Genomic DNA, 17,339 nt, shown 5'->3' with positions numbered 1-17,339 from the left:
ACCGGTGCCCCATCGTTCACCAATGGCGCCAAGGCGCCGGGCTCGTCCTTGTGATCGCATTCCGCGGCCTGCCGACTGTCGTCGCGGAGCGTCCCCGCGGCGTGCCATGTCACGGAGGTTCTCTGTGCCCACTACGTCCGCGGATCGCGCCCCGTCGCCCCGTCGTTCCGGCCCACGCCGGAACGGGGGAGGCGGAGGGTTCCGCCCCCGCCGCCGGCGGGGTGACTCCCGCCGCTCCGCGCAGGTGGTCGAGCCGTCGCCGCTGCTCGAACCGACCATCACCGAGTTCACCGGCCCGATCCCGTCCTTCACCGAGCTCGGGCTCCCCGACCGCCTCGTCGCCGCGCTGACCCAGCGGGGCATCACCGAGCCGTTCCCGATCCAGGCCGCGACGCTGCCGGACGTGCTGGCCGGCCGCGACGTGCTGGGACGGGGGCAGACCGGCTCGGGCAAGACCCTCGCCTTCGGGCTTCCCCTCCTGGTCAGGCTGCTCGACGGCACCTCGCAGCCGATGCGTCCCCGGGGCCTGGTGCTGGTGCCCACCCGGGAACTGGCGATGCAGGTCCACGACGCGCTCCAGCCGTTCGCGGTGGCGCTCGGCCTGCGTTGCGCGACCGTCGTCGGCGGCACGTCCTTCCCCAAGCAGGTGAACGCGCTGCGGCGCGGGGTCGACCTGCTGATCGCCACCCCGGGACGGTTGTCCGACCATGTCCGGCAGGGCACCTGCTCGCTGTCCGACATCGGCCTCAGCGCGCTGGACGAGGCCGACCAGATGGCCGACATGGGGTTCCTGCCGCAGGTCAGGGCGATCCTCGACCTGGTGCGTCCCGACGGGCAGCGGCTGCTGTTCTCCGCGACGCTGGACCGGGACGTGGACGCGCTGGTGCGGCAGTACCTGACCGACCCCGTCGTGCACGCGGTGGCTCCGCCGTCGGCGAGCGTGAACACGATGGACCACCACGTGCTGCTGGTCACCGACGAGCACAAGCCGGACGTGTTGGCCTCCATCGGTGCCCGTGAGGGCCGCACCATCATGTTCGTGCGCACCAAGCACAGCGCCGACCGGGTGGCTCGCAAGCTGCGCCAGGTCGGGGTCGCGGCCGGGGCGCTGCACGGCGGCAAGACCCAGAACGCCCGGACCCGCACCCTCGGCGAGTTCCGCGAGGGCACCACTCCGGTGCTGGTGGCCACCGACGTGGCGGCGCGCGGGATCCACGTGGACAACGTGAGCCTGGTCGTCCACGTCGACCCGCCGTCCGACCCCAAGGACTACCTGCACCGCGCGGGCCGGACCGCGCGGGCCGGCGAGTCGGGCACCGTGGTGACGCTCGTGCTCGACGAGCAGCGTCGCAGCGTCAACTCGTTGACGGGGCGCGCCGGGGTGCGGCCCACCGTGACCCGGGTGCTGCCGGGTGACGAGCAGCTGGCGGAGCTCACCGGCGCTCGGACCCCCAGCGGGGAGCCGGTGCCGGAGTCGAAGCCGAAGCGTCCGGCCAGGGCGCCGCGTCGTGACGGCCCCCGGGACGGCGCTCGTGCCGGTGGTCGGGCCGGGGCGCCGCGGGTACCGGGCGGTCGAGCCGCCGGGACCCGGCGTTCCGCTCGGACCGCGAGGGTGGTGCCCGGGACGGGCGGGCCCGTCGCCACGGCGGTCAGGGTGGTCACCGCAGGGACCGCGACCAGCAGCGTTGAACCCCTCGGTGACGGCCGAGCCGCCGTCGCCACGTACCCGCACGCCCGGTTGGTGGGCCACCACCAACCGGGCGTGCGGCATGTCCGGGGCCGCACGTCCTCGGGCGGATGGGACCCCCACGGCGCACCCCGGGTGGTGAGCCGCGCCCGTCGGGCGGCCCGCCCGGCGTGCCTCCCGCCCCCGCCGGGACCCGGTCCGCGCACTGGCCGGGGTCGCGCCCGGTGAGCCCGGGTCGGGGCCGGATGCCCGTCGCCTCGGCCGCGCGGCGCCGCCGCACCCGATCAGGTCGCACCCCCATCAGGCGGTCACGCGCGCTCTCACCTCCTGCGGTAGCCCGGTCCACCGCAGGGGGTCGCCAGTGGCGGGGATCATCACGAGGCGTCGCGTTCCCGTCGGCTGCCATGGTGCCGGCCACACTCCACGCTGATCAGGATTTCACCTTGTTAGGTTAGTCTTACCTGTGGCTGACCTGTGCCGCCGGCAGCCGTTCCCGCCGTGCGCGCCACGGCGGCCGGATGTGGGGCCACGGGGCCACCCAGGCGTCGTCGGTCTCGTCCGCCTCCTGGGTGAAGGCGCAACCACGAACCGAGGGAAACCAAGCGATGAGCTCAGTGTGGAGTGGCGCCCGGGTGCGCGCGGCGACGGCGCTGGTGGCCGTGGCGGTGTCGGGCGGCACGGCGTGCGGGACGTCCACCGAGGACGGTGGCGCGGAGGGCGGGCAGGACACCGCTGGCGGGGGTGCGTTCCCGGTGTCGATCGGGAGCGCGTTGGGGACGGCCGAGATCCCGGAGGCGCCCGAGCGGATCGTGACCCTGGGGCAGGGTTCGACCGAGACGGCCATCGCCCTGGGGCAGACCCCCGTCGGTGTCGAGCGTTACGACTGGGCCGCTGACGAGTCCGGCCACCTGCCGTGGATCCGGGAGGCGGTCGAGGAACGCGGCGACGAGCTGCCCGAGCTGTTCACCGGTGGTGAGGACATCGACATCGCGGCGGTGCTCGCGCTCGAACCGGACGTCATCCTCGCCCCCTGGTCCGGCATCACCCAGGAGCAGTTCGACATCCTCAACGACATCGCCCCCACGGTCGCCTACCCCGACCTGGCCTGGAGCACCGACTGGGACGAGCAGATCGACCTCATCGGACAGGCCCTGGGCAAGGGCGAGCAGGCCGAGGAGCTGAAGTCGGACATCGAGCGCCAGTGGGCCGAGGCCGCCGAGTCGCGCCCCGAGTACGCCGACGTCACCTTCTCCTACATCTACACCAACGGCCCCGGCACGCTCGGCGTGTTCCTGCCGGACGAGCAGCGGGTCGCGATGGTCTCCGGGCTCGGCCTCACCGTGGACCCCGTCGCCGAGACCCTCCCGGAGACCGAGGGCACGGACTCGGCTCTGATCGGCCTGGAACAGGCGGATCTCCTCCAGGACAGCGACCTGGTCTTCACCTTCTACTCGGACGAGGAGACGAGGGAGCAGATCGAGTCGCAGCCGCTGTACGCGGAGATCCCCGCCGTCGCCAGCGGCGCCCTCGTGGCCAGTGACGACAACGCGTTCGTCACGGCCTCGTCCGTCATCAACCCGCTGACGGTGCCCTGGGTGATCGACCGGTACCTGCCGCTCATCGACGACGCGGTGAGCCGGATCTCCTGACGCCGGCATGGACTCGTCCTCCTCGCGGACCCCGCCGGCCCGGACCACCTCCGGGGCACCGCGCTACACGCTGCTGCTGGTCGCGGGCCTGCTGCTCCTCGCGGGAGCGGTGCTGGCCAGCCTGGTGCTCGGTTCCCGGGAGACCTCGCTCGGCGACGTCCTCGACACCCTCGCCGGCACCGCCGACCCGTTCACCGCCGCGGTGATCGAGAGCAGGTACCCGCGCACCGTGCTGGGGCTGTTGGCGGGCGCGGGGCTCGCGGTCGCGGGGACCCTGCTCCAGGGGGTCACCCGCAATCCGCTGGCCGAACCCGGGTTGCTCGGCGTGAACATGGGGGCGGCGGCGGGCATCGTGACCGCCTCCGCCTTCCTCGGGGTCTCCGGCGCGGCCAGCAGCGTCTGGTGGGCGCTGCCGGGAGCGGTGGTGGCCGGTGTGCTCGTCTACGCGATCGGCGCCGCCGGACCGGGCGCCGGCCTGGTTCGCCTGGTGCTGGCCGGTGCCGTCGTCTCGGCCGTGCTCGGCGCCTACATCCAGGCCGTCGCGCTGAGCCTGCCCAACGTCTTCGACGGCTACCGCACCTGGGTCGTCGGGTCGCTGGCCGGGCGGGACATGGACGTCGTGCTGGCGGTGCTCCCCTTCGCCGTGTTCGGTCTCGCGCTGACGGCGCTGGTCACCCCCGGTCTGAACGGGCTCGCCCTCGGTGAGGAGGCCGCGCTCTCGGTCGGGGTGAACACCGCCCTGGTCCGGGCTGGTGGGCTGGCGGCGGCGACGCTGCTCAGCGCGGCGGCGACCGCCGCCGCCGGTCCGATCGTCTTCGTGGGGCTGGCCGTCCCGCACATCGTGCGGGCGTTCGTCGGCATCGACTTCCGCCAGCAGATCCCGTTCGCGCTGCTGCTCGGCCCGTCCCTGCTGCTGGTCGCCGACGTCGTCGGGCGGGTGGTGATGCGGCCGCAGGAGTTGATGGTGGGCGTGGTGGCCGCCTTCGCCGGTGCGCCGCTCCTCCTCTACACGGTGCGCGGGATGCGGGGTGCCACATGACGGCGTCGTCGACGCGGACGGCGACCCTCCGGCTGGGCTCGGTGGTCGCGGTGCCCTTCCGGTGGCGGTCGGTGGTGGTGGGCGCGCTGCTGCTGGTGGCGACGCTGGTGTCGGCCGTCGCGACGATCGCCCTCGGCCCCCTCGGGGTTCCGCTGGAGAGCTTCCCGGCCATCCTGACCGGCGAACTGGACCGGCAGACCCTGTTCGCCCTGGAACGGCTGAGCGGCCCCCGGTTGGTGGTGGCGGTGGGCACCGGTCTGGCGTTGGGGATCGCGGGAGCTCTCTTCCAGTCGGTGGCGCGCAACCCGCTGGGCAGTCCGGACGTGATCGGCGTGGGTGCCGGCGCGGGCGCTGGCGCGGCGCTGGTGGCGTTGCTCCTGCCCGGGTCGCTCCCCGTCCCGGTGGGTGCGGTGCTGGGTGGTTTCGTCGCCGTCGGCCTGGTCTACCTCGCCACCGGGAGCGGGTTCCGCCACCCGGGGCGGTTGATCATCGCCGGGATCGGGGTGGCGGCGTTGTCGACCGCCCTGACGCAGTACGTGGTGTTCGCGGTGGCCCGGGACCGCTCCTCGGTGCTGTCGGCCTACCTCAACGGCAGCCTGTCGGCGCGTTCCTGGGAGCACGCGTTGACCGTCTGGCTCTGCCTCGCGCTCATCCTGCCCGCCGTGGCGCTCCTGGCGGGGCGGGTGGCGATCACGGAGATGGGTGATGAGGTGTCGGACGGCCTCGGCGCCGAGCCGAACCGGACGCGGACGTGGGCGGTCGTCCTGTCCGTGCTGCTCTCCGCGGCGGCCGTCAGCGTGGCCGGCCCGATCGCCTTCGTCGCGCTGACCGCGCCCAACATCGCGAAACGGCTGTCCCGGGCGGCGGGTCCGAACCTGGTGCTGGCTGGCCTGACCGGCGGGCTGCTGCTGGTGTTGGCGGACCTGGTGGCCCAGCACTCCCCGATCGGTGACCGGTTGCCCGTCGGTGTGTTCACGATGGGGCTCGGTGGCGCCTACCTCGGTTACCTCCTGATCCTCGAATGGCGGAAGGGCACGTTGTGAGCGTCGACGACGGGGACGTGACGTCCTGGAGCCTGCGGGCCGAGTCGGTCACCCTCGGCTACGGCGGCGAGCCCGTCGTCCGGGAGCTGAGCCTGGACATCCCGCACGGCGGGCTGACGGTGGTCATCGGTCCGAACGGTTGCGGGAAGTCGACGGTGCTGAAGTCCCTGGCCCGCGTGGTCCGCCCCACCTCGGGACGGGTGGTGCTCCACGGCGTGGAGCTGTCGCGGTACCGGGGCAAGGCGGTCGCCCGGCGGCTGGCGCTGCTGCCCCAGAGCCCGGTGACCCCCGAGCGGATCACGGTCCGGCAGCTCGTCGGGCGGGGCCGCTACCCGCACCACACGCTGCTGCGGCAGTGGAGCGAGTCCGACGACGCGGCGGTGGCGGAGGCGTTGGAGCGGGTTGGCCTGACCGAGGAGGCGCACCGGCCGGTGAGCGAGCTGTCCGGGGGCCAACGGCAGCGGGCCTGGTTCGCCCTGGTCCTGGCGCAGGGCACGGACATCGTGTTGCTGGACGAGCCGACGACGTTCCTCGACATCGCGCACCAGTTCGAGGTGCTGGAGCTGTGCGCGCGGATGCACCGGGAGGGGCGGACCGTCGTCGCCGTCCTCCACGACCTCAACCAGGCCGCGCGATACGCCACCCACCTGGTGGTGATGGACGGCGGTCGTGTCGTCGCGCAGGGGCCGCCCTCGGAGGTGCTGCGCGCCGAGCTGGTCACGGAGGTCTTCGGCCTGGCCTGCGACGTCGTCCCCGATCCGCACGCGGGAACACCGATGGTGATCCCGATGCCGGGCGCCCTCGGCCCGGTGTCCTGACCAGCTCCCGGCCGCGGTCGGTGGCGGGTCCGGGCTGACCGGGCGCGGAGCGCGGTTCGTCCCGTGCCCTGGCGCCCGCCGGAGCCGGGTACCCGACCGGGAATAGGGAACGCCGAGGCAGCGTTGATGCATGCGCATACAACCTGAGGAGGCTGTCGGAGATGCAGTTCGGGATCTTCAGCGTCGGTGACGTCACACCCGACCCGACGAACGGCACAACCCCCACCGAGGCCGAGCGGATCAGGGCGATGGTGCGGATCGCGCTGAAGGCCGAGGAGGTCGGCCTCGACGTGTTCGCCACCGGCGAGCACCACAACCCGCCCTTCGTCCCCTCGTCCCCCACCACCATGCTCGGTTACGTCGCGGCGCGGACCGAACGGCTCATCCTGTCCACCGCCACCACGCTCATCACCACGAACGACCCGGTCAAGATCGCCGAGGACTTCGCGATGTTGCAGCACCTCGCGGACGGCAGGGTGGACCTGATGCTGGGCCGGGGCAACACCGGGCCGGTCTACCCGTGGTTCGGCCAGGACATCCGCCAGGGCATCCCGCTGGCGATCGAGAACTACCACCTGCTGCACCGCCTGTGGCGGGAGGACGTCGTCGACTGGGAGGGGCGGTTCCGCACCCCGCTCCAGTCCTTCACCTCCACCCCCCGCCCGCTCGACGGCGTGCCCCCCTTCGTCTGGCACGGGTCGATCCGGAGCCCGGAGATCGCCGAGCAGGCCGCCTACTACGGCGACGGCTTCTTCGCCAACAACATCTTCTGGCCCAAGGACCACTTCGCCCGGCTGATCGAGCTGTACCGGACCCGCTTCGAGCACTACGGCCACGGATCCGCGGACCAGGCCATCGTGGGTCTGGGCGGTCAGGTGTTCCTGCGGCGCAACTCGCAGGACGCGGTGCGGGAGTTCCGCCCGTACTTCGACAACGCGCCCGTCTACGGGCACGGTCCCTCCCTGGAGGAGTTCACCGAGCAGACGCCGCTGACGGTGGGCAGCCCCCAGGAGGCCATCGACCGCACCCTGCGCTTCCGCGAGTACTTCGGCGACTACCAGCGGCAGCTCTTCCTCGTCGACCACGCCGGCCTCCCCCTCAAGACGGTGCTCGAGCAGTTGGACCTGCTCGGTGAGGAGGTCATCCCGGTGCTGCGGCGCGAGTTCGAGTCGCTGCGCCCGGCGCACGTCCCGACCGCCCCCACCCACGAGAGCCTGCGCGCCGGAGGCTCCCGGGGTGGCACGACCTCGGAGGAGGGCACCGCGTGACGACCAGGACCATCACGGTGATCAGCGCCGGCATCGGCCAGCCCTCGTCGACGCGGCTGTTGGCCGACCGGTTGGCCGAGGCCACCACCGCCCGGTTGACCGACCGGGGCCTCCAGGTCGACCTGGAGGTGGTCGAACTGCGGGACCACGCCAGGAGCCTGGCGAACACGCTGCTCACCGGGTTCGCGACCGGGCCGCTCGGGGAGGTGGTCGAGCGGGTGGGGGCCAGTGACGGACTGGTCGCCGTCACCCCGGTCTTCAGCGCCTCCTACAGCGGCCTGTTCAAGATGTTCTTCGACGTCCTGGACCCCGACCTGCTCGCTGGGACGCCGGTGCTCGCCGGCGCCACCGGGGGGACGGCACGGCACTCCCTCGCCCTGGAGCACGCCGTGCGCCCCCTCTTCTCCTACCTCCGGTCGGTGGTCGTGCCCACCGCCGTCTACGCGGCACCCGAGGACTGGGCCGGCGGCGGCGCGGACACCGCGCTGGCCGAGCGGATCGGCCGGGCGGCGGAGGAGCTGGCCACGCTGGTCGCCGCCCGCGAACCGGGGTCGACCGACCGCCGGGACGGGTTCGAACAGCCCACTCCCTTCGAGGACCTGCTGTTCGGGGACCAGCGGTGACCGGGGTGGACGTGCGGGCGGGGCGCGCCGCCACCCGGCGACGGGTCGGGGTGTGGCGCTCGCTGATGGAGGTCCACTCCTCGGTGCTCCGGGAACTGGAACGGGAGCTGACGGCTCGGCACGGCCTGTCGGTCAGCGAGTTCGACACGGTCGTCAACATCCCCACCGGCGGGGTGGGTCTGAGCGAGCTGACCGGACGGGTGGTGCTCAGCCAGAGCGCGGTGAGCCGGCTGGTCGACCGCCTCACCCGACGTGGTCTGCTGGAGCGGACGACCGCGCCGGGGGATTCCCGGGCGGTGCGGGTCCGGCTGACCTCGCTGGGACGACGTCTCCAGGTGGCGGCCATCAGGACCAACGCCGAGGTCGTGGAACGGTGTTTCGCCGGCCGCCTGTCCGAGGAGGAACTTCGGGTGCTCGGCGCCGCGTTCGACCGGCTGCGCGCGGAGGAGCCGCCCGGCGAGCCGACCGCCTCCCCGGGCGGGGCCGGGCCGGGACCGTCCCCCGGGTGATCGCGTCGGCCGAGCGGGTCGCGCCGTCGGCGTTCCACCGGCCCGGGGGAGCCGCCCGCTGGGCCGCCCCTCCCCTGTGGTCACGCCTCCCCGGCGTCGCCCCCCACGGCGACGACGTCGCCGATGACGATCACGGCGGGCGGACGGACGTCCTCGGCCCGGACCCGTTCGGCCGCCTCACCCAAGGTCGACCGCAGCACCCGCTGCCCCGTCATCGTGCCGTCGGCGATCACGCTCACCGGGGTGTCGGCGGCCCGGCCGTGCTCGAGGAGGACACGGGCGAAGGCGTCGAGCCGGTCGACACCCATCAACAGCACCAGGGTGCCCCGCAGCCGGGCCAACGCGGGCCAGTCGGTGAGGGAGCGGGGATCGCCCGGGGCCACGTGCCCGGACACCACGACCACCTCGTGGGCGACCCCTCGGTGGGTCACCGGGACACCGGCCACGGCGGGTACGGCGAAGGCACTGGTCACCCCGGGCACGACGGTGACAGGGACGCCGGCCTCCACGCAGGCCAACACCTCCTCGAAGCCCCGGCCGAAGACGTAGGGGTCGCCGCCCTTGAGCCGCACCACGAACTTGCCGGCGCGGGCGTGCCGGACCAGGAGTTCGTTGATCACGTCCTGGTTGGCCGCCCGGCCGTAGGGGATCTTCGCGGCGTCGACGACCTCCACGTGCGGCCCCAGCTCCTCCAGGAGCTCGCGCGGGCCGAGCCGGTCGGTGACGACGACGTCGGCCCTGGCGAGCAGCCGGCGTCCCCGCACCGTGACGAGCTCGGGGTCCCCCGGTCCGCCGCCGACGAGGGCCACCCCGGGGGCTGCCGGTTCGGCGTGGTCGTCGACCACCCCGGACTGGAGCGCCGCGACCACGGCGTCCCGCACCGCCGCAGAGCGGCGGGGACGTCCTCCGGTGAGGACACCGACCTCGACGTCGTCGTGCGTCCCGACCGCCGGGGTCACCGCGCTGCCGTGGACCGCCAGGTCGGCCCGCACGCAGAAGACGCGGGCGCGTTCCGCCTCCCGCGCCACCTCCTCGTTGACGGCGGCATCGCTGGTGCAGGCCAGCGCGTACCACGCGTCGACCAGGTCACCGTCGCGGTAGGCCCGTCGGGTCCAGGTCAGTTCCCCGGCGGTGGCCATCGCCTCCACCGCCGGTGTCGCCTCCGGGGCGACGACCTCGACCCGCGCTCCCGACCTCAGCAACCGGGGTATCCGACGTTGCGCCACGGTGCCGCCACCCACGACCAGGACTCGGCGGCCAGCGAGCAGGAGACCGCTGAGGTAGGGCTGCGCGCGACTCATGGCGCAGACCCTATTCCCCGGGGGCCCGGCGGGAACACGGTGCGTGGTCGGCGTCTCACGGTGCGGGCGGGTCGGCTCCGATCAGCCGGTCCGCGAGGGGGTGGAGGTCGCCCACACCAGGAAGGAGGGGTCCTCGGCCACGAAGCGGGTGAGTCCCTGGGCGGTGGACACCATCCGGCTGACGGCGAGTTGCCGGCCCTCGACCTGGTACCCCGTGTTGGCCAGGATCGTCCGGGTGGGGCCGATCAGGTCCGAGGTGGACAGGGAGACGACGACCCGGGGCGCGCCGACGGCCGCGACGGCGCGGACCACCTCGGCGCCGCCGCCACCGACGAAGACCGCGTCCGGCTGGGGCAGGTCGGCGAAGGCGTCGGGGACGACGCCCTCCACGACACGGGGCTCCACCCCGAGGGCGGCGGCGTTGGCGATGATCCGGGCGCACTGCACCGGGTCGTGGTCGATGCTGATCACGGCGGCGCCGAGGCGGGCGGCCTCCACCGAGACGGCACCCGATCCGGCGCACACGTCCCACACGAGGCAGCCGGGTGCGGGCCCGAGCCGGGCCAGGGCGAGGGCGCGGAGCTCGGCCCTGCTGACCAGGCCGGGCCGCTGCGAGAAGGTGTCCTCCGGTAACGCCCACCCCTGGGCGCCGATCCCGGTGGTGGCCGAGGCGGCCCCGGCCAGCCAGGTCGGCTCGCCTGGCCCCTCCGGGTCGGCCAGGGAGAACAGGAGGTTGGGCTCGCGCCAGCGGCGGGCCGCGGCGCCGGCGGGGTCCACGGTGGACACCCGCTGGTCCTCGGTCCCGGGGTCCTCCACGACCACGAGGGTTCGCCGCCACCCGCGCAGGCCCGCCCCGATCTCGGCGGGTCCGGCTCCGGTGGCGGTGAGCACCGCCACCGAGGGGCGCGCGCGGCAGACGTTGAGCGCGCGCCGGAGGTCCCGGCCGCCGGCGGTCACGATCGGCAGGTCGTCCCAGGGTCGGCCGAGCTCGGCCGCGAGCCGTTGCACGCTGGTGGTGCCGGGGATCACCTCGGGCCGCAGTCCGTGTTCGCGCAAGGTGCGTACCAGCCCGAAGAAGCCGGGGTCGCCCTCGGCCAGGACCACGGCGTGCGCCTGCTCGCCCAACGCCCGCAGTTCCCGCACCACGGGTTCCCAGGGGCCCAGTTCGACGGTGCGCGTTCCGGTGGGGGCGTGCCGGTCGAGGAGGCGCGATGCCCCGACGACCATTCGCGCGCCCTCCAGTCTCGCGGCCGCCGCCGGGGGGAGCGCGCCGCCGTCGATGCCGATCACCGTCACCGTCACCTGTCCACCACTCCGTCCGTCGTCCGGGCCGGCCGTCGCCGAGCCGGTGGTCGCGTGCGCGGGCCACCGCCGGATCCATCCTGCCGGCGGCCGACAGCGTCGCAGATCAGGCACCGGGGGACAACGGCGGCGGTCCGCGCGTACTCGCCGGTGGGTGGGCGGTGCTCAGTCCGAGGCGTCGGCCCGTCGCCCTCGGGTGGACCTGCGGTTCGTGGTCTTCCGGGTCGCCGCCGACGGTGCCGACCTGGCCGCGCGGCCCCGTCCACCGCCGCCGCGCTCGGTGGTGGCCGGCTCGCCCGCCGTGGTGGGGGTGGGCCGCTGGCGTTGTGATCGGCCGGCGGAGCGTGGTTGTTCGACGGTGTGCTCGGGCTCCGACCGCTCGCCAGGCCCGCTGGTGTCGGGGACGGCGCCGGCCGGGGCGGGTGTCGACTCGGCCGTCTGGGCCGCCTGGTCGCCGGCGCCTGGCCGTTCCGCGGGGGGATCCGCCGGTGGGGGTTCGGGTGCCGTGGTGGTGTCCGTCGCGAACAGGTCGGGGTGCGCCGCGTCCGGCCGAGGGCGGGCGGATCGGGGCTGGCGGGGCCCCGGTGCCCTCGCCGACTCCTGCCAGTCCCGCACGGCCCACCAGGCCACCTCGGCGGTGGGGCCGCCGGGCCGCCTGGACTGCTCAGCCTGATCACCGGAGCGGCGCCAGCCGCTCGCGTCCTGAGCGGACGAGTCCTGGCCGTTCGTCGTCGCCGTCCCGGCGGCGCCGTCGTCGTGGCCGGCGGCGCGCGACTGCCACCGTTCCGATCCGTTCCTGGCGCGGGACCGCTCGTTCCACCTCCGCCGGTGCTCCCCGCCGTCGGCGCTGGACGACGTCCCGCTCCGGGTGGCGCGGTAGCCGGCGGCGCCGCCAGCCCTGGTGGTGCTGGTGGCGAGGGCGTCGCCGACCAGGAAGAGCGTCTGCTGCCAGAGGCGGCGTTCCTTGACGGTCGCCTCGAGGCCGGCGACCGTGGTCGGCACGACGAAGCCGTCCGGCCAGGTGGGCTTGTAGCCGACGAGGGCGGGGGTGTCCTCGCGGAACCCGGCTTCGAGCAGCCGCTCCGCGAGGCGCCCCGCGCGCGCCCCCGCCAGGAGGACGCCCACCGTGCTGCCCCGCTCGGCGACGCCGATCAGCTCGGCGGTGTCGGGAACCCCGTCCGACCGACCGTCGGCGGTGGTCAGCAGCACAGCCTGGCCACCGTCCGAGGTGGTCAGCTCGCGCCCGACCTCGGCGACGGCGCTGGACACGGTGGACACGCCCGGGATGATCTCCACGGTGAGGCCGAACCGCCGGCACGTCTCGTGCTGCTCGCGGATCCCTCCCCACAGCGCGGGGTCCCCGGGGCAGAGCCGGACGACCCGCTGCCGGCCCGCCGCCGCCTGGCGGTAGATCTGGTTGACCCCCTCGGCCGAGGTCCGCGACAGGTCGACCAGGTCGGCCTCGGCGTTGGCGTGTTCCCGGAGGCAGTCCTGGGTCACCTGAGCCGGTGCCCACAGCACCACGTCGGCCTCGGCGAGCCGCCGCGCGCCGCGCACCGTCAACAGGTCGGCCGCACCAGGACCGGCTCCGACGAAGGAGACCCGGCCGCTCGTCACTGTTGCTCCCCTCTGCCGCCGGACCCCGCGGGCGGGCGTCGGGCGTGGCGGGTGGTCGATGGACACCGATGTCGGTCCGGGCTGTCCGGGCGATCCTCGGGAGTGGATCACGGTCCGTCGTCGACGACCGTACTCCCCGCACACGTTCGGGTGTGCAGCGGTCGCCGCTCGGGTGGGCGTCGACGGGGCGGCGTGCGCGGCTCCACTCGGAGGTGGTCGCTCCGCCACCCACGACCGGTGACCTCGACGACTGGTGGGGCGGCCGGCCCTTCGTGGGGTGGGGCCGGTCTCGCCGGCGGGCCGGACCCTGGCCCGGTCGAGAGGCACCGTGCGTGCCGGATGCGCCGGTGGCCGGACGGTGATGATCTTAGTACAACGATCCGTCGCCGGTGCCGGGTGGACGGCCGCCGGCGCCGTCCCGGCCCCCACGGGGGAGTCCGACCAGGACGCGGGCGGGGGCGCGGAAGGAGAGCAGCCCCAGCATCGGCGGCCGTCCCTCCATCCGGACGAGCCGAGGGAAGGCGCGGGCTGTCTCGTCCAACGCGACCTCGGCCTCGACGCGGGCCAGGCCGGCGCCCAGGCAGACGTGACGGCCCAGGCCGAAGGCGAGGTGCCGGCGCGCGTTCGGGCGACCGGGTCGGAAGCGGTCCGGTTCGGCGACGAGGTCCGGGTCGGAGCCCGCGCCCAGCAGCTGCGCCAGGACGGCGGCGCCGGCGGGCAGCTCCACTCCGGACAGGACGGTGGGACGGGTGGTGACCCGCCGCCAGGTGAGCACCGGGGTGTCCAGGCGCAGCACCTCCTCCACGCAGTGGGCCGCGAGTCCTGGCTCCCCGGTGGCCAGTCGTCGCCACAGCTCCGAGTTTCCGAGCACCCGGTGCAGGGCCGCGTTGACGAGCTGGCTGGTCGTCTCCTGGCCGGCGATGAGCAGGAAGTAGCAGACCCCGACCGCCGCCTCCACGCCGAGCGGCCGTCCGTCGGGCAGGTGGTGCCGGACGAGGTCGCCGAGCAGGCCCCCCTCCCCCGGTGACGCGGCCGTCCCGCTGACCAGCCGGCTCAACCACCGGTGGAACCCGCCGGCCTCCTCGGCCAGGTCACGCTGCCGGTCCGGCCCGGGGTTCCCCCAGAACAGTTCGAGGGAGGCCTGGCTCCACGTCTTCAGGAGCCGCGGGTCGACGTCCCGCATTCCCAGGAGGGACAGCAGCACCCGTGCTGGTGGGTGGGCCGCGACCCGCTCTGCCAGGTCGGTGGTCCCGGTGCCGGCGAGGTCGGCGGCGGCCTCCCGCAGCCCGTCCCGCACCAGCGACCGGGCCAGCGGCGTGACCGCCCGCACCCGTTCGCTGGTGAAGTGGGCGGCGACGAGCCGCCGCAGGCCCGGGTGGGTGGCCGTGCCGTTGTTGGCGAGGGTGGGTGGCAGGGAGAAGCCGTGCTCCGCGAGCACCCGGAGCGCGGGCACCGACAGCGGTGTGATCGCGTGCAGCGCGTTGTCCGGCGCGAAGGTGTCGGCGTCGGTGAGCACGGTGCGCACGTCGCGGTGCCGGCTCACCACCCAACACCCGGTGGGCGGGTGGTAGGCCACGGGCTGCCGGCGCAGCGCGCGCAGCGTGGGATGGGGGTCGGCGACGAAGGCTGGCGAGAACGGGTCGTAGTCGGCGAGGGGGCAGCCGACCGGGGGCGGGCCGGGGGGCTCGTGGGGTTCGGTGTCGCTGCGCACGGCCACGACGAGCACCGTAGCGCGCTGCCGGGGGTGCTCCCGCCGACGCCTCGGCGGCTGGGCGCGGCCCGGGTCGGGGTTCCGCCACGCGGGTGGTGGGGGACGGCGCCGGGCGGGACGGGGCGGGCCGGGAGGACCCTGGCTGGGAGACTGCCGGCATGATCGAGGTCGGGAACGTCTTCGGCTGGCTCGCGACGAAGGCCGCCGCGCGGGAACGGGCCGGGCTCCGGCGGCTGCTCCGGGCTCGGGACGGCGCGGAGGCGGTGCTGGACCTCGCGGGCAACGACTACCTCGGGCTGTCCCGCCACCCCGCTGTCATCGAGGCGGCCGAGGCGGCGCTGCGCCGCTGGGGCGCCGGGTCGACCGGTTCGCGCCTGGTCACCGGGAGCACGACGGCGCACGCGGCCCTGGAGGAGGAGATCGCCGACTTCTGCGGCGCGGAGGCCGCCGTCGTCCTCTCCTCAGGCTACCTGGCCAACCTGGCGGCGCTGACCGCGCTGGCCACGCCGAACACGAGGGTCGTGGTCGACGCGTACAACCACGCGTCCCTGGTGGACGGCGCCCGGCTCGCGCGGGGCAGCACCGTTCCGTTCGCGCACGCCGACGTCGCCGCGGCGGAGGAGGCGTTGGCGACGAATCCGTCACGCCGGGCGCTGGTCGTCACCGACTCGGTGTTCTCGGTGGACGGGGACCTCACCGACCTGGGGGCGCTGGCCGCCTCCTGTTCTCGGTTCGGGGCCGCGCTGCTGGTGGACGACGCGCACGGCCTCGGTGTGGTGGGCCCGGGGGGCCAGGGGGCCGTGGCGGCGGCGGGGCTGGCGGGCCGGCCGGACGTGGTGGTGACGGCGACCCTGTCGAAGGCGCTCGGTGGGCAGGGGGGAGTGGTGCTGGGCTCGCGGACCGTGGTGCGCCACCTGGTCGAGACGGCGCGGCCCTTCCTGTTCGACACGGCGCTCGCCCCGGCCTCGGCCGCGGCGGCGCTGGCGGCGTTGCGGGTGCTCCGGGCCGAGCCGGGCCTGGCGGCACGGGTGCGGCTTCGGTCGGCGGAGCTGTCCCGGGGGCTCGTGGCGGCGGGACTGCCGGCCAGCACGCCGGCGGGGGCCGTGGTGTCGGTCCGCGCCCCCGGCCCGAGGGCCGCCGCGGCCTGGGCGGAGCGGTGCCGGGAGGCGGGCGTGGCCGTGGGGTGCTTCCGGCCCCCGTCGGCGCCCGACGGCGGATCCCGACTCCGGTTGGGGGCGCGTGCCGACCTCACTCCGGAAGACGTCCGCCGCGCCGTCGCCGCCGTGCGCGCGGCGGCCCTCGACGTGCCCGAGGGGTGAGCGGGACGCGGCGGGGTCCGTTCGCGGTCGCCCTAGCCGGGGACGCCGGTCCGGGTGGACGCGGCGGGTCGGCGCATCGGGACGTGCGGGATGCCGTCCTCCAGGTACTCCGGACCGCACTGCGCGTAGCCGAACGCGGCGTAGAAGCCCTTCGCCCGTGTCTGGGCGTCCAGGACGGTGTCGCGGTCCCCGACCTCCGCCAGCGCGGCGGTCATCAGCCGGCGGCCCTGCCCGGTGCCTCGGGCCGATAGCGCGGTGCAGACCCGGCCGACGCGCACCGATCCGTCCGCCTCCTCCAGCAGGCGGAGGCAGGCCAGCGGGGTGTCGTCGCCCGGTTCGGTGCTCCACAGGTGGCGGGTGGTGGGGGCGAGGTCGCGGCCGTCCAGTTCCGGGTACGGGCACTCCTGTTCGACGACGAACACCCGCACCCGGAGCTGGAGGAGCTGGTAGAGCTGGTTCGGGGTCAGCTGGTCACCGCGTGCGACGTGCTGGACGCGCTCGGGCCGGTGGTCGGTCGTGCTGGGCATGTGCCCTGCATAGCACAGCCGGTCAGCGGCCGAGCTGCGCGAGCAGTTCGTCGCGGTAGGTCAGCACCCGCGTGTACACGCCGGGTTTGCCGGCACGCGCGCACCCGTCCCCGAAGGACACCAGCCCGACCAGGCGGCCGCCGACGACCAGCGGGCCCCCGGAGTCTCCCGCGCACGCGTCCCGGCCGCCCTCGGGGTAGCCGGCGCACACCATCTGCGGGGCGGTGAACTGGGTGTAGGCGCTGGCGCAGTCCGCGTCGGTGACCAGGGGGACGACCACCTCCCGCAGGACGCTCGAACTCGCGCCGTTCTCGCTGGTGCGGCCCCACCCCATGACCGTGGCCTCGGTTCCGGCCCGGTAGTGGGACTGCCCGTCCCGTTCGACCACGGGCAGCGTCCGGTAGGGCAGGGGCTCGCTCAGGGTGAGGACGCCGATGTCCTCACCCTGGGTGAAGGAGACGTACTCGGGGTGTATCCACACCCGGCTGACGGCCACGTCGTGACCGCCTCCGGTGCGCAGGTCGGTGCGCCCGGCCACGACGCGCAGGCTGGCCGGGCTGCGGGTGGTCACCTTTCCCGACCGGGTCTCGGCGACGCAGTGCGCGGCGGTCACGACCTTGTCCTCGGCGACGAGCGCTCCACCGCAGAACTGCTTGCCGGCGTCGTTGAGGAGTGTGACGGCCCACGGGTACTGCTCGGTGGTGGCGTTCGTCCCGCCGACGATGCGGGCCTGGGCGGGTGGGGCGTCCGGTTCGTCGAGCGCGGCCGCCGCGGGGGCGGCCAGTCCCGGAGCGGCGACCAGGGCGAGCACGAGGGACGAGGTGAGGCCCCGCAGCCACGACCTCCCGCGGCGCGACTGGACTGAAGAGCGCAGCACTGCTGCTCCTTTCGTCGGACACCAGTAGGGAACTCAGCGTAGCGAACCG

The 17,339-nt window shown here is 74.7% G+C and carries 15 protein-coding genes; 9 read left to right on the top strand and 6 right to left on the bottom strand.

The window, feature by feature from the left end; translation table 11 throughout:
* Positions 1 to 244 precede the first annotated feature (244 nt).
* The 8 genes from G443_RS23415 (at position 245) to G443_RS23380 (ending at position 8,636) form a co-directional block, all read left to right on the top strand.
* Positions 245 to 1,915, top strand: coding sequence for a DEAD/DEAH box helicase (locus G443_RS23415; protein ID WP_372492999.1), 1,671 nt, complete (start codon positions 245 to 247; stop codon positions 1,913 to 1,915).
* A gap of 377 nt (positions 1,916 to 2,292) precedes the next feature.
* On the top strand, positions 2,293 to 3,336 hold the full coding sequence (locus G443_RS23410) for an iron-siderophore ABC transporter substrate-binding protein (RefSeq protein WP_051314215.1): 1,044 nt from the start codon (positions 2,293 to 2,295) through the stop codon (positions 3,334 to 3,336).
* Positions 3,337 to 3,343: 7 nt separating this feature from the next.
* A complete protein-coding gene (locus G443_RS23405; protein ID WP_026419953.1) occupies positions 3,344 to 4,375 on the top strand; it encodes a FecCD family ABC transporter permease in 1,032 nt (343 codons plus the stop codon).
* Entirely contained in the window at positions 4,372 to 5,418 is a 1,047-nt protein-coding gene (locus G443_RS23400; RefSeq protein ID WP_026419952.1) for a FecCD family ABC transporter permease, read from the top strand. The genes G443_RS23405 and G443_RS23400 overlap by 4 nt, the downstream gene beginning before the upstream one ends.
* Positions 5,415 to 6,236, top strand: a complete 822-nt coding sequence (locus G443_RS23395; protein WP_245588904.1) for an ABC transporter ATP-binding protein — start codon at positions 5,415 to 5,417, stop codon at positions 6,234 to 6,236. Before G443_RS23400 ends, G443_RS23395 begins: the two co-directional genes overlap by 4 nt.
* 161 nt (positions 6,237 to 6,397) lie before the next feature.
* Entirely contained in the window at positions 6,398 to 7,504 is a 1,107-nt protein-coding gene (locus tag G443_RS23390; protein ID WP_026419950.1) for an LLM class flavin-dependent oxidoreductase, read from the top strand.
* Positions 7,501 to 8,127: an FMN reductase gene (locus G443_RS23385; RefSeq protein ID WP_026419949.1), complete on the top strand. Its 627-nt coding sequence runs from the start codon at positions 7,501 to 7,503 to the stop codon at positions 8,125 to 8,127. Before G443_RS23390 ends, G443_RS23385 begins: the two co-directional genes overlap by 4 nt.
* Positions 8,124 to 8,636 (top strand): MarR family winged helix-turn-helix transcriptional regulator, encoded by a 513-nt coding sequence (locus tag G443_RS23380; protein WP_026419948.1) that lies wholly within the window; start codon positions 8,124 to 8,126, stop codon positions 8,634 to 8,636. The genes G443_RS23385 and G443_RS23380 overlap by 4 nt, the downstream gene beginning before the upstream one ends.
* Positions 8,637 to 8,716: 80 nt before the next feature.
* Here G443_RS23380 and cobA read toward each other — a convergent pair whose 3' ends face one another.
* From cobA to G443_RS25630, 4 genes are all read right to left on the bottom strand, one after another.
* Positions 8,717 to 9,937, bottom strand: a complete 1,221-nt coding sequence (cobA, locus tag G443_RS23375) for a uroporphyrinogen-III C-methyltransferase (protein ID WP_026419947.1) — start codon at positions 9,935 to 9,937, stop codon at positions 8,717 to 8,719.
* An 81-nt stretch (positions 9,938 to 10,018) separates the two neighbouring features.
* Entirely contained in the window at positions 10,019 to 11,239 is a 1,221-nt protein-coding gene (gene cbiE / locus G443_RS23370) for a precorrin-6y C5,15-methyltransferase (decarboxylating) subunit CbiE (RefSeq protein ID WP_035292732.1), read from the bottom strand.
* A gap of 165 nt (positions 11,240 to 11,404) precedes the next feature.
* Complete coding sequence (locus G443_RS23365; RefSeq protein ID WP_051314214.1) at positions 11,405 to 12,856, bottom strand: SAM-dependent methyltransferase; 1,452 nt, start codon at positions 12,854 to 12,856, stop codon at positions 11,405 to 11,407.
* 367 nt (positions 12,857 to 13,223) lie between these two features.
* Entirely contained in the window at positions 13,224 to 14,573 is a 1,350-nt protein-coding gene (locus G443_RS25630; protein ID WP_211237579.1) for a cytochrome P450, read from the bottom strand.
* A gap of 152 nt (positions 14,574 to 14,725) precedes the next feature.
* On the opposite strand from G443_RS25630, the gene G443_RS23355 reads away from it, so the two are divergent.
* Positions 14,726 to 15,886 carry an aminotransferase class I/II-fold pyridoxal phosphate-dependent enzyme gene (locus tag G443_RS23355; RefSeq protein WP_026419946.1) on the top strand — a complete coding sequence of 387 codons (1,161 nt, stop codon included), beginning with the start codon at positions 14,726 to 14,728 and terminating at the stop codon, positions 15,884 to 15,886.
* A 32-nt stretch (positions 15,887 to 15,918) separates the two neighbouring features.
* Here the strand turns inward: G443_RS23355 and G443_RS23350 are convergent, their stop codons facing one another.
* Together G443_RS23350 and G443_RS23345 are read right to left on the bottom strand one after the other, a co-directional pair.
* A complete protein-coding gene (locus G443_RS23350) occupies positions 15,919 to 16,413 on the bottom strand; it encodes a GNAT family N-acetyltransferase (RefSeq protein ID WP_026419945.1) in 495 nt (164 codons plus the stop codon).
* A gap of 22 nt (positions 16,414 to 16,435) precedes the next feature.
* Positions 16,436 to 17,290, bottom strand: a complete 855-nt coding sequence (locus G443_RS23345; RefSeq protein ID WP_026419944.1) for a S1 family peptidase — start codon at positions 17,288 to 17,290, stop codon at positions 16,436 to 16,438.
* Positions 17,291 to 17,339 lie beyond the last annotated feature (49 nt).

The organism is Actinoalloteichus caeruleus DSM 43889 (assembly GCF_000429185.2).
Lineage (GTDB): Bacteria > Actinomycetota > Actinomycetes > Mycobacteriales > Pseudonocardiaceae > Actinoalloteichus_B > Actinoalloteichus_B caeruleus.
This window is presented reverse-complemented; position numbering and strand designations above follow the sequence as displayed.

Coding starts and splice junctions, on each gene's coding strand:
- G443_RS23355 (WP_026419946.1), top strand. CDS start 14,726: ATGATCGAGGTCGGGAACGTCTTCGGCTGGCTCGCGACGAAGGCCGCC.
- G443_RS23410 (WP_051314215.1), top strand. CDS start 2,293: ATGAGCTCAGTGTGGAGTGGCGCCCGGGTGCGCGCGGCGACGGCGCTG.
- G443_RS23405 (WP_026419953.1), top strand. CDS start 3,344: ATGGACTCGTCCTCCTCGCGGACCCCGCCGGCCCGGACCACCTCCGGG.
- G443_RS23390 (WP_026419950.1), top strand. CDS start 6,398: ATGCAGTTCGGGATCTTCAGCGTCGGTGACGTCACACCCGACCCGACG.
- cobA (WP_026419947.1), bottom strand. CDS start 9,937: ATGAGTCGCGCGCAGCCCTACCTCAGCGGTCTCCTGCTCGCTGGCCGC.
- G443_RS23350 (WP_026419945.1), bottom strand. CDS start 16,413: ATGCCCAGCACGACCGACCACCGGCCCGAGCGCGTCCAGCACGTCGCA.
- G443_RS23400 (WP_026419952.1), top strand. CDS start 4,372: ATGACGGCGTCGTCGACGCGGACGGCGACCCTCCGGCTGGGCTCGGTG.